This window comes from Pseudomonas sp. PAGU 2196, from assembly GCF_022179005.1.
GTDB classification, from domain to species: domain Bacteria; phylum Pseudomonadota; class Gammaproteobacteria; order Pseudomonadales; family Pseudomonadaceae; genus Aquipseudomonas; species Aquipseudomonas kermanshahensis.
Map to the genome: position 1 here is coordinate 101,525 of NZ_BNTL01000010.1, position 15,397 is coordinate 116,921.

The 15,397-nt window shown below is 63.0% G+C and carries 12 protein-coding genes; 6 read left to right on the plus strand and 6 right to left on the minus strand.

The window, feature by feature from the left end:
- The first annotated feature begins 146 nt into the window (after window positions 1-146).
- Complete coding sequence (locus tag MFF34_RS10245; protein ID WP_238213062.1) at window positions 147-2,000, plus strand: sigma-54-dependent Fis family transcriptional regulator; 1,854 nt, start codon at window positions 147-149, stop codon at window positions 1,998-2,000.
- Window positions 2,001-2,172: 172 nt separating this feature from the next.
- Here the strand turns inward: MFF34_RS10245 and accC are convergent, their stop codons facing one another.
- The 6 genes from accC to MFF34_RS10275 form a co-directional block, all read right to left on the minus strand.
- On the minus strand, window positions 2,173-3,528 hold the full coding sequence (gene accC, locus MFF34_RS10250; RefSeq protein WP_027594949.1) for an acetyl-CoA carboxylase biotin carboxylase subunit: 1,356 nt from the start codon (window positions 3,526-3,528) through the stop codon (window positions 2,173-2,175).
- Window positions 3,529-3,545: 17 nt separating this feature from the next.
- Window positions 3,546-4,004: an acetyl-CoA carboxylase biotin carboxyl carrier protein gene (accB, locus tag MFF34_RS10255; protein ID WP_027594950.1), complete on the minus strand. Its 459-nt coding sequence runs from the start codon at window positions 4,002-4,004 to the stop codon at window positions 3,546-3,548.
- 100 nt (window positions 4,005-4,104) lie between these two features.
- Window positions 4,105-4,557, minus strand: coding sequence for a type II 3-dehydroquinate dehydratase (gene aroQ / locus MFF34_RS10260; protein WP_008093086.1), 453 nt, complete (start codon window positions 4,555-4,557; stop codon window positions 4,105-4,107).
- Between the two features lie 179 nt (window positions 4,558-4,736).
- A complete protein-coding gene (locus MFF34_RS10265) occupies window positions 4,737-6,515 on the minus strand; it encodes a protein-disulfide reductase DsbD (RefSeq protein WP_238213064.1) in 1,779 nt (592 codons plus the stop codon).
- A 219-nt stretch (window positions 6,516-6,734) separates the two neighbouring features.
- Complete coding sequence (locus tag MFF34_RS10270; RefSeq protein WP_238213072.1) at window positions 6,735-8,696, minus strand: methyl-accepting chemotaxis protein; 1,962 nt, start codon at window positions 8,694-8,696, stop codon at window positions 6,735-6,737.
- Window positions 8,697-8,810: 114 nt separating this feature from the next.
- Window positions 8,811-10,169, minus strand: coding sequence for a diguanylate cyclase (locus tag MFF34_RS10275; RefSeq protein ID WP_238213075.1), 1,359 nt, complete (start codon window positions 10,167-10,169; stop codon window positions 8,811-8,813).
- 249 nt (window positions 10,170-10,418) lie between these two features.
- Between MFF34_RS10275 and MFF34_RS10280 the strand changes: the two genes are divergently transcribed.
- The 5 genes from MFF34_RS10280 to MFF34_RS10300 all read left to right on the plus strand — a co-directional run bounded on the left by MFF34_RS10280 (window position 10,419) and on the right by MFF34_RS10300 (window position 15,373).
- Window positions 10,419-11,486: a DUF2333 family protein gene (locus MFF34_RS10280; RefSeq protein WP_027594954.1), complete on the plus strand. Its 1,068-nt coding sequence runs from the start codon at window positions 10,419-10,421 to the stop codon at window positions 11,484-11,486.
- A 2-nt stretch (window positions 11,487-11,488) separates the two neighbouring features.
- Window positions 11,489-12,025, plus strand: coding sequence for an NUDIX hydrolase (locus tag MFF34_RS10285; protein WP_099428245.1), 537 nt, complete (start codon window positions 11,489-11,491; stop codon window positions 12,023-12,025).
- Between the two features lie 286 nt (window positions 12,026-12,311).
- Window positions 12,312-12,683 carry a translation initiation factor Sui1 gene (locus tag MFF34_RS10290; RefSeq protein ID WP_027594956.1) on the plus strand — a complete coding sequence of 124 codons (372 nt, stop codon included), beginning with the start codon at window positions 12,312-12,314 and terminating at the stop codon, window positions 12,681-12,683.
- Window positions 12,684-12,836: 153 nt separating this feature from the next.
- Window positions 12,837-14,750 (plus strand): arginine decarboxylase, encoded by a 1,914-nt coding sequence (gene speA, locus MFF34_RS10295; protein WP_238213077.1) that lies wholly within the window; start codon window positions 12,837-12,839, stop codon window positions 14,748-14,750.
- Between the two features lie 167 nt (window positions 14,751-14,917).
- A complete protein-coding gene (locus tag MFF34_RS10300; protein ID WP_238213079.1) occupies window positions 14,918-15,373 on the plus strand; it encodes a transposase in 456 nt (151 codons plus the stop codon).
- The last annotated feature ends 24 nt before the right edge of the window (window positions 15,374-15,397 follow it).

Below are 15,397 nucleotides of genomic sequence, written 5' to 3' on the forward strand. Positions count from 1 at the left end.
GTGCCAGGCTGCGGCGGCGTTTGCCGAGACGCTGAGACGCTGCGTCTCAAGCGAGCCGGTATTCACACAGTGCTTGTCGGGGCATGCCTGGAAGCGCTTAATGGCCGCACAACGATAAAAACAGCAATGAGAACCGGAGGGCCTGAATGCTTGCCGCGAACTCCCGAGCCCATGTCGACTGCGTCAGCCGGGTGCTGAAAAACGCCGACCGCCTGCCACAGGCACCGGTGCCGCCGCTGATCCTCGACTCCTGGCGCCGCTCCATGCACCTGTATCGCCTCGACCCAGGCTCCCAGCAGGGCCCACGTATCCTTTCGCAAAGCCTGCTCAACGAATGCCGCGAACGTGCCGAGCTGTTTCTGCGCATCGCCGGCGACGCCGTGGCACGGCTGCATGAGCAGGTCCGCGGCGCCGACTATTGCGTGCTGCTCACCGATGCCCAGGGGCAGACCATCGATTACCGGGTCGAGTCCTCCATCCGCAATGACTGCCGCAAGGCCGGGTTGTACCTGGGCACCTGCTGGTCGGAAGGCGAGGAGGGCACCTGCGGGGTGGCGGCGGTGCTGACCAGCAAGGCGCCGGTCACGGTGCACAAGCGCGATCATTTTCGCGCCGCCTTCATCGGCCTGACCTGCACGGCGGCACCGGTATTCGACCCACTGGGCGAGCTGCTGGGCGTGGTGGATGTCTCGGCCTTGCGATCCCCAGACGACCGCCGCAGCCAGCACCTGATTCGGCAGTTGGTCGAGCAGACCGCGCGCGAGATAGAAAACGCCTTCTTCATGCACAGTGCCCAGGGCCATTGGGTGATGCGCGCGCATGGCACGCCGGGCTATGTCGAAAGCCAGCCCGACTACCTGCTGGCCTGGGATGCCGATGGCCGCCTGCAGGCAATCAACAGCCTGGCCCGGCAGCGCCTGGTGGAGCGCCTAGGCCGCTTGCCTGAGCACATCGGCGAGCTGTTCGACCTGGGCCAGCTGCGCTGCAGTAACGAGGCCTCGGCCCAGCGCTTGCCAGGCTGGGGCGAACTGTATGGCCGCGTCAGCGCACCGCAACGGCGCCCGCGCCCGCAGCCTTTGCGCCAGGCACAGGACGCGCGCATCGAGCAGCACCTGCGCCTGGCCACGCGGGTCAAGGACTGTAGCCTGGCGGTGCTGGTGCAAGGCGAAACGGGCTCGGGCAAAGAGGTTTTCGCCCGCCAGTTGCACCGGCAAAGCCAGCGGCGCGAGGGGCCTTTCGTCACGCTGAACTGTGCGGCCATCCCTGAGAGCCTGATCGAGAGCGAGCTGTTCGGCTATGTAGCCGGGGCCTTCACCGGCGCCTCCAGCAAAGGTATGCAAGGGCTTTTACAGCAAGCTGATGGCGGCACCCTGTTTCTCGACGAAATCGGCGACATGCCACTGAACCTGCAAACCCGGCTGCTGCGCGTGCTGGCGGAGGGCGAAGTGGCGCCCTTGGGCGCGGCGCGGCGTGAGCGGGTGGACATCCAGGTGATCTGTGCGACACACCGAGACCTGGCGGCAATGGTGGCGGATGGGCGTTTTCGTGAGGACCTGTACTTCCGCCTGGCCAACGCCCGGTTCGCGCTGCCGCCGTTGCGTGAGCGGGAGGATCGGCTGGGTTTGATTCATCAGCTGTTAGCCGAAGAAGCCGAAGTTTGTGGGGTAGAGGTGGTGTTGGCGGACGATGCATTGCAGGCGCTGCTGCTTTACCGTTGGCCAGGGAACCTGCGCCAACTGCGGCAGGTGTTGCGTTATGCCTGTGCGGTGAGTGAGGGCGGGTGGGTGCGGCTTGAGGATTTGCCGCAGGAGGTGCGCGGCGATGCCGTGGCGTCTGCTGAGGTGGATGCCAGCAGCCCGGCTCGGCAACTGTTGCTGGATGCGCTGATCCGGCACCGCTGGAAGCCGGCTGATGCGGCGCGGGCGTTGGGGATATCGCGGGCGACGCTGTATCGGCGGGTGCATGAGCACCGGATCGAGATGCCTAGAATGAAAGGGTGATGGGTTCGTCTCAGGATTTTCAGCGCCTGTGAGGCCGAGCGCCGCCCGCGCGGCGCTCGATCTCACCGGCAACACCCCCCTCAAGGCATGCACCTGCCAGCACCACCTATCCCTAAAGCCCATAAAAAAACCCCGGAACAGGTCCGGGGTTTTGGTACATCACACTACACGATCACTCCTGGCTGGCCAGTTTGTGCTCGAGGTAGTGAATGTTGACGCCGCCTTTGCAGAAACCTTCATCACGCACCAGGTCGCGGTGCAGTGGGATGTTGGTCTTGATGCCGTCGACGACGATCTCGTCCAGAGCATTGCGCATGCGCGCCATGGCTTCTTCGCGGTCCTTGCCGTAGGTGATCAGCTTGCCGATCAGCGAGTCGTAGTTCGGCGGAACCGAATAACCGCTGTACAGGTGCGAATCGACGCGAACGCCGTTGCCACCTGGGGCGTGGAAGTGCTTGACCTTGCCTGGGCTCGGGATGAACTTCTTCGGGTCTTCAGCGTTGATCCGGCACTCCAGCGAGTGACCACGAATCACCACGTCTTCCTGGCGGAACGACAGCTTGTTGCCAGCGGCGATGCTCAGCATCTCCTTGACGATGTCGATGCCAGTGACCATTTCCGACACCGGATGCTCAACCTGTACGCGGGTGTTCATCTCGATGAAGTAGAAGCTGCCGTTCTCGTACAGGAACTCGAAAGTACCTGCACCGCGGTAGCCGATTTCGATGCACGCATCGACGCAACGCTTGAAGACTTCCTGACGGGCCTTCTCGTCGATGCCCGGCGCTGGCGCTTCTTCCAGAACCTTCTGGTGACGGCGCTGCAGCGAGCAGTCACGGTCGCCCAGGTGGATAGCGTTGCCTTGGCCGTCGGACAGTACCTGAACTTCCACGTGGCGTGGGTTGGTCAGGAACTTCTCCAGGTAGACCATCGGGTTGCCGAACGCAGCACCGGCTTCGGTACGGGTCAGCTTGGCCGAGGAGATCAGGTCCTCTTCCTTGTGCACCACACGCATACCGCGACCACCACCGCCACCGGCGGCCTTGATGATCACCGGGTAGCCGACGTCACGGGCGATCGCCAGGGCGACTTCTTCGTCTTCCGGCAGTGGGCCGTCAGAGCCTGGTACGGTCGGTACGCCCGACTTGATCATCGCGTCCTTGGCCGAAACCTTGTCGCCCATCAGGCGAATGGTGTCGGCTTTCGGGCCGATGAAGGCGAAACCGGATTTCTCTACCTGCTCGGCAAAGTCGGCGTTTTCGGCCAGGAAGCCGTAGCCCGGGTGGATCGCGGTGGCGCCAGTCACTTCGGCGGCAGCGATGATCGCCGGGATGTGCAGGTACGAATCCTTGGATGACGCGGGACCGATGCAGACCGACTCGTCTGCCAGGCCCAGGTGCATCAGTTCGCGGTCAGCCGTGGAGTGCACGGCGACGGTCTTGATGCCCAGCTCTTTGCAGGCACGCAGGATCCGCAGGGCAATTTCCCCGCGGTTGGCGATCAGGACTTTTTCGAGCTTCGCAGACATCGTTGGCTCTCCGCGGTTCAAACGATGGTGAACAGCGGCTGGTCGAACTCAACCGGCTGGCCGTCTTCTACCAGGATGGCGTCGATGACACCGCCGATCTCGGCTTCGATGTGGTTCATCATCTTCATCGCTTCGACGATGCACAGGGTGTCGCCTTTTTTCACCGACTGGCCAACTTCAGCGAAGTTAGGCGAGGTCGGCGATGGCTTGCGGTAGAAGGTACCGACCATTGGCGAGCGAACCACGGTGCCTTTCAGCGCCGGGGCAGCAGCTTCGGCGACAGGGGCAGCAGCAGCGGCAGCCGGGGCAGCTACAGGGGCAGCAGCCATTGGGGCCGGTGCGTAGAACTGCTGGGCAGCTGGGGTCTTGCTGTGACGGCTGATACGGACCGACTCTTCGCCTTCCTTGATCTCCAGTTCGTCGATGCCAGACTCTTCCAGCAGTTCGATCAGTTTCTTGACTTTACGGATATCCATTAATCATCAACTCCCAAAGGTTCGGTCAGGGGGCGTAATTGAAAACGTGTCTAAAACGTTTCTCTCAAACCCCGGCCCACTTAGGCCAGGGTCTCTGTCATCAGGGCTGTGCGTTGGCAGCCAGTTGTTCCAGCGCGGACTCCAGGGCCAGGCGATAACCGCTGGCGCCCAGGCCGCAAATCACCCCTACGGCCACATCGGAAAAGTAGGAGTGGTGACGGAACGGTTCGCGTTTGTGCACGTTGGACAGGTGCACTTCGATGAATGGGATGCTCACCGCAAGCAATGCGTCACGTAATGCGACACTTGTGTGGGTGAAAGCAGCCGGATTGATCAGGATGAAGTCCACACCCTCGTTGCGTGCGGCGTGAATGCGGTCGATCAGTTCGTATTCGGCATTGCTCTGCAGGTACTGCAGATGGTGGCCCGCGGCGCGGGCACGTTGCTCCAGGTCCTGGTTGATCTGGGCCAGGGTCACGGCGCCGTAGTGGCCCGGCTCGCGGGTCCCGAGCAGGTTGAGGTTGGGGCCGTGAAGCACCAGTAGCGTAGCCATCTGCGGATTCCTTGGATTTGTAGGGCAATTCGACACAGCGCGGCGAGTGTGCCGTAAAGCGACGGCAAGTGTCCAGTTCCCGGCAATAGCCAGCACGATGTCCGAGATTCGCGCGAAGTATGTGACCGGATAATTAAATCTGGTCACTGTCTCGAGGATTTTTCGTAGCTCGCCGGAAGTTATAGACCGAGTTTGCCGCGCACGCGCGTCAGAACCTCGGCGAAATCGCCGGCGTTTATCTCGCCTATGACTCGATCAGCGGTCATTTCGCTGCCGTTCGCCGCAAAGAACAGCAGCGCAGGCGGGCCGAACAGCTGGTAGCGGTCGAGCAGCGTGCGTTGCTCGGCGTTGCTCTCGGTGATGTCGAAACGCAGCAATTTGAAGGCGCTCAGCTGCGATTGCACCTGCGGCGCAGTGAGCACTTCGTGCTCGATCACCTTGCAGCTGATGCACCAGTCGGCGTACCAGTCCAGCAACACCGGCTGGCCCGCGGCCTTGGCCTGGGCCAGTGCCGCGTCGAGCGCGGCGGGGGTGGTGAGGGTCTGCCAGGCATCGGCCTTGACGGCCGGGCTGGCGCTGCCCGTGGCCACGGCGGGGGCAGGCAAGGGGCGCAGGGGGTCGCCCTGGCCGTTCAGTGCCCCGTACCAGCAGGCCAGGGCATAGACCAGCAATGCCAGGCCGAGCAATTGCGCCAGGCGCTGGCGCGGGGTTTTGATGACGAATTCCAGGGCACCGAGGAACAGCGCCACGCCGGCAGCCAGGAAGCCGACCAGCAGCAACGTCACCTGGCCAGGCAGCACGCGGCTGAGTAAGCCGATGGCCAGCCCCAGCAACAGCACACCGATGGCGTTTTTCACCGTGTTCAGCCAAGGGCCGCTCTTTGGCAACCAGGCTGCGCCACCGGTGGCCACCAGCAGCAACGGCGCCCCCATGCCCAGGCCGAGGGCGAACAGCTTAAGCGCACCCCCCAGGGCATCGCCGCTGGCGCTGATATAAAGCAGGGCACCGGCCAGTGGCGCCGACACGCAGGGCGACACCAGCAAACTGGAAAGCACGCCCAGCACTGCCGCGCCGACTAGCGAGCCACCTTTGGTGCGGTGGGCGAGCGAGTCCAGGCGATTGTTCAAGGCCTGCGGCAGCTTCAATTCGAACAGGCCGAACATGGCCAAGGCGAACACCACGAAGAACAACGCGAAAGGCACCAGCACCCAGGCCGACTGCAGCCGTGCCTGCAGGTTCAAGCCCGCGCCGAACAAGCCCATCAGCGCGCCCAGCACGGCGAAGCTGGCGGCCATCGATACCACGTAAGCAAGCGACAGCGCGAGGCCGCGCAAGCCGTTAGCCTGGCCACGCAGCACCACGCCCGAAAGGATGGGTAGCATCGGCAGCACGCAAGGGGTGAAGGTCAGGCCGACGCCGGCGAGGAAGAACAGCAACAGGGACTTCCAGCTCCAGGCCTGTTCACCTGTGGCCGGTGCAGCGCTGGGGGTGCCACCTTCGCCGTCGATGCTCAGGCGCGCGGTTTCCGGGGGGTAGCACAGGCCCTTGTCGGCGCAGCCCTGGTAGCCCACCAGCAGGGTGAACGCGCGAGGGTCGGTGCGGGGCAGCTCGATGTCGAGCACGCCGTGGTACACCTCGACGTCACCGAAGAACTCATCGTGCTTGGCTTCGCCTTTGGGGATGTTGGGCGTGCCCACGGCCACGTCGGCCGGCTCTGTGCGGAAATTGAAGCGGTGGCGGTAGAGGTAGTAGCCGTCGGTAGCGACGAAACGCAGCTTGATGCTCTGGGCATCGGCCTGGATCAGGCTGAGCTTGAACGCTTCGTGCACGGGCAGGAAATCGGCAGCGTTGGACAGCGAAGCGGCGCCGAGGGTGGCGCTGGGGCGGTTGTCGAGCAGGCCCGTGGCGAAGGCAGGGCTGGCCAGCAGCAGGAACAGCAGGAGAAACAGGCGGCGCATGGCGGACTCGCGAGGTGGAACGTGCTGGGCATGATAGCGGAGTTGGTCTTGATTTGGCGTGTGTCGACCGGGGGAACGACACATGGCCGATGGCTGATTCGCCTGTACCGGCCCTTTCGCGGGGCAAGCCCGCTCCCACAAGTTCACGCCAACTTCAAGTGCAGAGGTCACCCTGTGGGAGCGGGCTTGCCCCGCGAAAGGGCCGGTACAGACAAACGCTCACACCCTGAACGCCCGCACCGCCGTGCTCAGCTCGCTGCCCAGGCTCAGCAATTGCTCCCCTTGCTCACGCCCCTCGCCAATGCGCTGCAAATTGTCCTCGCCCAGCTCATGAATCCGCTCGCTATGGTCACGAATCTCGCTCACCGCACCGCTCTGTTGGGCCGTGACATCGGCAATCCGCACCGCCGTATCGGCAATGGTACGGATGGCGCGGACAATCTCGTCCAGCGCGCCATCTGCGGCCTGGGCCTGGTCGGCGGTGGCTTCGGCATGTTCCAACTGTGCCCGCATGCCCGCCACCGAGCCTCTGGCGGCTTGTTGCAAGCGGTCGATCAGTGTCTGGATCTCGCCGGTGGCGCCTGTGGTGCGCTGCGCCAGGGAGCGCACTTCGTCAGCCACCACGGCAAAGCCACGGCCCATTTCGCCCGCGCGGGCAGCTTCGATCGCGGCGTTGAGGGCCAACAGGTTGGTCTGCTCGGCAATCGAGCGAATCACCGTCAATACGCCGCCAATGGTGGCGGACTCTTCAGCCAGTTGTTCGATCATGCGGGCGTTACCCTGCACTTCGTCCACCAGTTCGCGTAACCCCGACAAGCTCTGGCCAATCACCGCCTGACCGTGCTCCACCGCCCGGCCGGCATCGCGGCTGGCGTTGGCAGCCGCGCTGGCATCGCCGGCCACTTGCTGGATGGTCGCTTCCAGTTCACCCAGCGCGTCGCGAATCTGCCCGGTGTCGCCCGCCTGGCGCTCGGCACCGTCGTGCAGGGCGGCGCTCATACCGGCCAGGGCATGGCTGCTGCCGGCCACCTGCTCGGCGTTGTGGCGGATGGTGCCGACCAGTTCCACCAGGTAGTGGCGCAGGCGATTGAGCGATTCCTGGATGTCGTGCAGCTCGCGGTTGGTCTTGCCCAGGGCGATCGGCTTTGCGAAGTCGCCCTCGGCCCAGTGCGACAGGGCCGGTGCCAGGCTGGTCAACGTACGCGCCAAGCGCCGCTGCAGGGTGTCGATGAGCAGCGCGATCAGCAAGATCAGGCCGATCATCAGGCCTTGGCTGATACGCACTTCGGCGGCGATCTTGGCGTGCAGCCCGCGGACTTCAGGCTCCAGGCCGGCGATGGCCTGCTGCACCGCTTCAAGGCGTTGGCCTGTGCTGGCGGCCAGGGCGGCGCGGCGCTCGATTTGCTCGCGGGTGCGTTGCAGTTCGGCCGGGTAGCGCGTGAGCAGGCTTTGCAGTTCGCGCTTGAGGGCGACGGCAATGTCTTCCTGCTGTGCGCTGGTTTGGGTTTCCAGGCCCATCAGGGCGGCGAAATCATCGGCATTGGACTCGGCTGCACGGGTAACACCTAGCAGCGGCAAGCTGTCGATGGCCTGGGCCTGGGCGCGGATCAGTTGCAGCTCGCGCTCCACTTCGTCGGCCAGTTCAGGGCGGCCGCTGCTGACCAGTTTGTCCCGGGCCAGCGACAGGCGGCCCAGGTGCACGGTGGCGTCGAGCAAAGGCAGCAGATAGCGGTTGGCCTCGGCGCTGCCGCTGTCACGGGCGTAATTGGCCAGTTGTTCGAAGTTGGCCCCCAGTTCGCGCTCGGCTTGCAGTAACAGCGCTTGCGGGTCGCCGGCCAGCTTGCCGGCCGCCAGCAGTTCTTCGGCAGTAAAGGCCTGCAGGCTGTCGAGGCTGGGGTGCAGTTTGTCGGCCAGCGCGTCGGGCCATTCGGCCAATGCCGCCTGCAACTGCTGGTTGGCCTCCATGGCAGCGGCATGGCGCAAGGCATCACCACTGGCCAGGTAGGCCTGGATGTTGTGCGCTGCCTGGTTCTGGAACTGTTGGGACAGGCTCAGGTAGCGCTCCATCATCTGATAGGGGCGCTCCAGGGCACGCTGTGACCACCACAAGGTCACGGCCAGGGCGATACAGACGGTTACCAGCAACAGGGTGTTGAAATTGGTCAGCCACTTCAGGCGCATAGCCGCGAACTTCCTGCGGGGAGTGGGAGAGGTAAGCGCCTGAAGTTATTGCGATTTTGTTACGCAGTGATGACGTCTATGTCCTGATGTAAAAAAAGATGGCACTTTGCCTTGTTAGGGCTCCACCCGAACCACGCAGTTACGCCCCGCGTGCTTGGCCCGGTACAACGCCTCGTCCGCTGCACTGGCCATGGTCAGCGCATCCAGCTCATCGTCCAGTTGCACCACCCCCGCGCTGAACGTGCAGTTCAGGTCCCGTGGCTGCGCCGGATAGAGGATCTCGGCAAAACGCCGGCGGATTTCGTCCAATACCTTGTGCGCGGCATCCAGGGCGGTGTTGGGCATGACGATGGCGAACTCTTCGCCGCCGTAACGCCCGATGAAGTCGGTCTTGCGCAGCCGTTGCTTGAGGAACAGTGCCAGGCTCTTGATCACCCGGTCGCCCATGGGATGGCCATGGCGGTCGTTGATCTTCTTGAAACGGTCGATGTCGAGCATGGCGAAGCTCAAAGGCTGCTGCTCGCGCCGGGCGCGGAAGCTGCAATCTTCGAGTAGTTGCAGGATATGGGTGTGGTTGTACAGCCCGGTGAGGCTGTCGCGCACCATGCGTGCCTTGAGGTGGCGGGCGCGGGCGGCGCGGTTGCGCACGGTGGTTATCAGGTGGCGCGAACGGAACGGCTTGGTCAGGAAGTCATCGCCACCTTCGCTCATGGCGTCGAGCTGCTTGTCGAGGTCGTCCTCGGCCGACAGGTAAATGATTGGCACGCTGACATAGCGGTCGTTGTGGCGGATTACCTTGGCCAGCTCCGGGCCGGTACAGGCGGGCATGTACAGGTCGAGGATGATCAGGTCCGGCTGGAAGTCGGCCAGTTCCGCCATGGTGCGGATCGGGTCGGTCAGGCTGCGGGTGATCATGCCCGCGCTGCTCAACACCCGTTCGGTGTGCAGGGCCTGGGTGCGCGAATCGTCGATGATCAACACCCGCAGCGGGTCGAGCGGGGTAGTGCTGGTAAGCAGCTCGACCTTTTCCAGCAGGCTGGAGGCTTCCAGGGTGCCGGTCAGAAACTCTTTGCCGCCAGCGCGCACGGCGGCAAGGCGGGTCGGGGTATCGGTTTCGTGGTGGCTGAAGAACAGCAGCGGAATCGTTTGCGGCACACCTTGCTGAGCTTGGGCAGCCAAGCGCAGGCCCTGGCCGCTGCCGGTGAAGTCGACATCCATCACCACCGCCGCAGGCGGGCATTCATTGAGCGAAGCCCGAAACGCATCCGCACTGAACAAGGCCTGCACACCGAGGCCGAAAAACTCCAACTGCTGGGCCAGGCGTTGGGCGCGCTCGTGGTCCTGCAAGAGGATGTACACAGGCTTGCGCAGGGGCGGCAGGGGCACCGGGTTGAGCGGGTCATCCTTGCGCAGGCCGGTACGCGACAGAGGCTGGGCGGGGCACTGGTGGCTCGGATCGACTGCTTGGCTCATGTCCTGGCTACTTTTGGGTGGGTGGTGTGCAGGTGCGATGATGGCTCTATGCTAGCAGCTCTTTTCCGTTGGGTGAGTGCCCTCCATCAACAAAGCGTTTAGAACGAATATTCAGTTACTGACCCGCTGGTCGCTTATGCGTACGGCAGTGTCTGCTTTATAGTGCAGCGATGCGGGCTTGCCGTGGCACCCTGGCGAAGGCCTGGGGTCCAAGCCTCTGAACCGTCTTGACTGATTAAGGACAATGCCATGCTGGACTGGAAAAACCGCGAGGCCAAAGCCGAACCCCGCGAGCGTGTTGATGGCCGTGGCGCCGCCGCCCGTAGCTACCTGGGCGGCCTCTGGAGCCGTGCCCTGGGTACCCTGATCGGCCTGTATCTGCTGGTCTGTATCGGCTTGGGCTGGTACTGGAGCCAGGAGCCGGAGCTGTTCCCGGTGCAGCAGAACGCCCAGGCTGCGGCCGAGCGTAATGGCCAGCAGATGGTCATCGGCTATACCACCATCGAAACCCTCAAGACCGTCGCCGGTACCTTGCTGAACAAGCCGGGCGGTTACATTTCCAACGACCGCTTCCCGCCGGGGCTGTGGATGGACAACATGCCGAGCTGGGAATACGGCGTGCTGGTCCAGGTCCGCGATTTGTCCCGCGCGTTGCGCAAAGACTTCGCCCGCTCGCAGTCGCAGTCCACTGAAGACGCCGACCTGGCCAAGGCCGAGCCGCGCTTCAACTTCGACAACAAGAGCTGGATTTTGCCGTCGAGCGAGTCTGAGTTCGAAGAAGGCATCAAGTCGCTGAACCGCTACCAGACCCGTCTGGCCGCTGGCGACAAGGGCGCGATCTTCTACACCCGTGCCGACAACCTGAACAACTGGCTGGGCGATGTGGCTACCCGCCTGGGTTCGCTGTCGCAGCGCCTGTCGGCCAGCGTTGGCCGGGTCAAGCTCAACACCACCCTGAAGACCGAGTCGGTACAACCTGGCCAGGCACCGCAGGTTGACGAAGAGCTGGTCGAAACCCCATGGCTGCAGATCGACAACGTGTTCTACGAAGCCCGTGGCCAGGCCTGGGCGCTGTCGCACCTGCTGCGCGCCATCGAGGTCGACTTCGCCGATGTGCTGGCGAAAAAGAATGCCACGGTCAGCGTGCGCCAGATCATCCGTGAGCTGGAAGCCTCGCAGGAAGCGCTGTGGAGCCCGATGGTGCTCAATGGCAGCGGCTTCGGCATGTGGGCCAACCACTCGCTGGTCATGGCCAACTACATCTCCCGGGCCAACGCTGCGGTCATCGACCTGCGTCAGCTGCTGTCGCAGGGTTGATCGTGGCCATCAGCACCCAGGAAGCCGCCCATCGGGCGGCTTCCGACCGTGAGCTGGTTGCCTGGGTCGACGAAGCCGACCAGGTGCTCGGCGCCTTGCCCCGGGCAGAATTGCGCGAGCGCGGGCTGATTGGCCGTTGCACGTTCATCTTGCTGTTCAATAGCGCCGGGGAGTTGTGCGTGCACCGGCGTACCTTGAGCAAGGCGCTGTACCCAGGCTTTTGGGATGTGGCGGCGGGCGGCATGGTGACGGCGGGCGAGGGCTACGCCGAGTCGGCTGCGCGGGAGTTGGCCGAAGAACTGGGTATCGACGGCGTCGCGTTGCGCTTTCATGAACGGTTCTACTTCGACCAACCTGATAACCGCTTGTGGTGTGCGGTGTATTCGGCGGTGTCCGATGCACCGTTGCGCTTGCAGCCGGAAGAGGTGAGCGAGGCGCGGTTCATCAGCCTGGCGCAGGCGGAAGAAGAAAGCCACACCAAGCCGTATTGCCCGGACTCGTTGGCGGCGTTGCAGCGGTACAAAGCCAGCTTGCCCTAGTTGCAAGGCGTTGCAGCCTATTCGCGGGCAAGTCCGCTCCCACAGGTTTACCGGGGCCTTTAAGAACGGTGCAGTACCTGTAGGAGCGGGCTTGCCCGCGAAGGGTCGCAAAACATTCGCAAAATGGCGCATTCCAGTACTTAGCAATCCCCTGATTTATCGTTACACTGCGCGCCCTTTTCGGGCTGTCGCAGGATCTTGCGGCAGTAGCGCCGCCCCTGCCAGAGTGGGGCTTCGCGGTCGGCTCCCGCCGACCAGTTTTTGTCCTCAGCACAGAGGAACAAAAGTGGCCAAGAAAGCTTCTTCCTTTTCCGCCCTTGGCGGTCTCGTGTTCTCCACCGATGCCGGTCGGCACTGCCCTGACTGTAGCCAGCCGGTGGATGCCTGCACCTGCAAGCAGCAAATCATCCCCGAAGGCGACGGCATTGCCCGCGTACGCCGGGAAAGCAAAGGCCGCGGTGGCAAGACCGTGACCACCGTCACCGGTGTGCCGCTGCCCCTCGATCAGCTCAAGGAGCTGGCCACCACGCTCAAGCGCCGCTGCGGTACCGGTGGCGCCTTGAAGGACGGGGTTATCGAGATTCAGGGCGACCATGTCGAGCTGTTGATCGGCGAGCTGACCAAACAGGGTTTCAAGGCGAAAAAGTCGGGCGGCTGAGGCCGTCGCGCGTTTTTTTGCCCAGTGCTTTCTAAACTCGTTCCTGTTGGAAGGGTCTACCCCTGAACCGGACGAATCGTCATTTTCAGCTTCTACACTGCGCCGGCCCTTTTCGTTGGGGCAGTGTTTTCGACTTATCTATAGGGGACTTGAATGTCCGTACGACGCACACGCAAAGACGATGGTAGCCAATGGACCGTGGCCGACAGCCGCAGTGTTTACGGCATCCGCCATTGGGGCGCTGGTTATTTCGCCATCAATGAAGCCGGGCGCGTCGAAGTACGCCCTAATGGCCCCAATAGCGCGCCGATCGACCTGTTCGAGCAGGTCGACGAACTGCGCCAGAGCGGCCTGTCGTTGCCGTTGCTGGTGCGCTTCCCCGACATCCTGCAAGACCGCGTACGCCAGCTGACCGGTGCCTTCGACGCCAACATCGCGCGCCTCGAGTACCAGAGCCAGTACACCGCGCTGTACCCGATCAAGGTCAACCAGCAGGAAGCGGTGGTGGAAAACATCATCGCCACGCAGAACGTCTCGATTGGCCTTGAGGCCGGCTCCAAGCCCGAGCTGCTGGCAGTGCTGGCGCTGGCGCCAAAGGGCGGCACCATCGTCTGCAACGGTTACAAGGACCGTGAGTTCATCCGCCTGGCGCTGATGGGCCAGAAGCTGGGCCACAACGTGTTCATCGTCATCGAGAAGGAATCCGAGGTCGCCCTGGTGATCGAGGAGGCCGCCGAGCTCAAGGTCAAGCCGCAGGTCGGCTTGCGCGTGCGCCTGTCGTCGCTGGCGTCGAGCAAGTGGGCCGACACCGGTGGCGAGAAGTCCAAGTTCGGTTTGTCGGCTGCGCAGCTGATTTCGGTGGTGCAGCGTTTCCGCGATGCCGGCCTGGACCAGGGCATCCGCCTGTTGCACTTCCACATGGGTTCGCAGATCGCCAACCTGGCGGACTACCAGCACGGCTTCAAGGAAGCCATCCGCTACTATGGCGAGCTGCGTGCACTGGGCCTGCCGGTCGACCATATCGACGTCGGCGGTGGCCTGGGTGTGGACTACGACGGTACTCACTCGCGCAATGCCAGCTCGATCAACTACGACATGGATGACTATGCCGGCGTGGTGGTGGGCATGCTCAAGGAGTTCTGCGACGCGCAGGGCCTGCCGCACCCGCACATCTTCTCCGAGAGCGGCCGTTCGCTGACCGCGCACCATGCCATGCTGGTGATCCAGGTGACCGACGTCGAAAAACACAACGACGACGTGCCGACCATCGAAAACAAGGAAGCCCTGCCCGAAACCGTGCAGTGGCTGGCCGACCTGCTGGGCCCGACCGACATCGAGATGGTCACCGAGACCTACTGGCGCGCTACCCACTATATGGGTGACGTGGCGGCGCAGTACGCCGATGGCAAGATCAGCCTGGCCGAGAAAGCCCTGGCCGAGCAGTGCTATTTCGCCGTGTGCCGTCGCCTGCACAACTCGCTGAAGGCGCGCCAGCGTTCGCACCGCCAGGTGCTGGACGAGCTCAATGACAAGCTGGCCGACAAGTACATCTGCAACTTCTCGGTGTTCCAGAGCTTGCCGGATACCTGGGCCATTGGCCAGGTACTGCCGATCATCCCGCTGCATCGTCTGAATGAAGAGCCGATGCGCCGCGCGGTGCTGCAAGACCTGACCTGTGACTCTGACGGCAAGATCAACCAGTACGTCGACGAGCAGAGCATCGAGACCAGCATGCCAGTGCATGCGCTCAATGAGGGCGAGGACTACCTGCTGGGCGTGTTCCTGGTTGGCGCCTACCAAGAGATTCTGGGTGACATGCACAACCTGTTCGGTGATACCGACTCGGTGAACATCTACCAGAATGCCGATGGCAGGGTGTACCACGCCGGTATCGAGACCCACGACACCATCGAAGACATGCTGCGTTACGTCCACCTGTCGCCGGAGGAGTTGATGACTCACTACCGCGACAAGGTCGCCAGCGCGAAGATCACCGCCCGTGAGCGGACGCAGTTCCTCGATGCCTTGCGCCTGGGGCTGACCCGCTCTTCGTACTTGTCTTCGTAATCGCCTGTAAGCCAGCTCCTACAGGGATCGCGATGTCATTGTAGGAGCGGCCTTGCGTCGCGAAATGAGGGCGAAGCCCTCACCGACGTCACACTCGGAAATGATCCGTTCACAGTGTACTGACCTACCGTTGCTACCTTTGAATGCAATGTTCAAAGGAGAACGACATGGACTGTCAAGGCAACCACCGTTTGCGCGTTGGCCGGGTATCCGAACCCGGCCGTCTTTACCTTTTAACGACGGTCACCCGTAAACGCTATCCATTGTTCCTGAACCTCTGGTTCGCCAGAGCCGTCGTCCAACAGTTGCGCTTGAGTGATGAGGCGGGCAGTAGTCGAACGCTGGCATGGATTCTCATGCCAGATCACCTGCATTGGCTGATCGAGCTAAGGGCCAACAGCCTGGGAAGGCTGATGTGTGCGTTCAAGTCCAAAAGCGCTTGTGCTTTGTATCGAGCTGGCGCAGAACGACTGCATATCTGGCAACCGGGTTTTTTTGATCGCGCATTGCGTAAAGAGGAAGATGTCAAAGCGGCTGCGCGATACATCATCGCTAATCCCATTCGTGCGGGGCTGGTAACGCGTGCAGGGCAGTACCCACATTGGGATTGTGTTTGGCTGTAAGTTAGCAGGTGAGGGCTGCGCCCT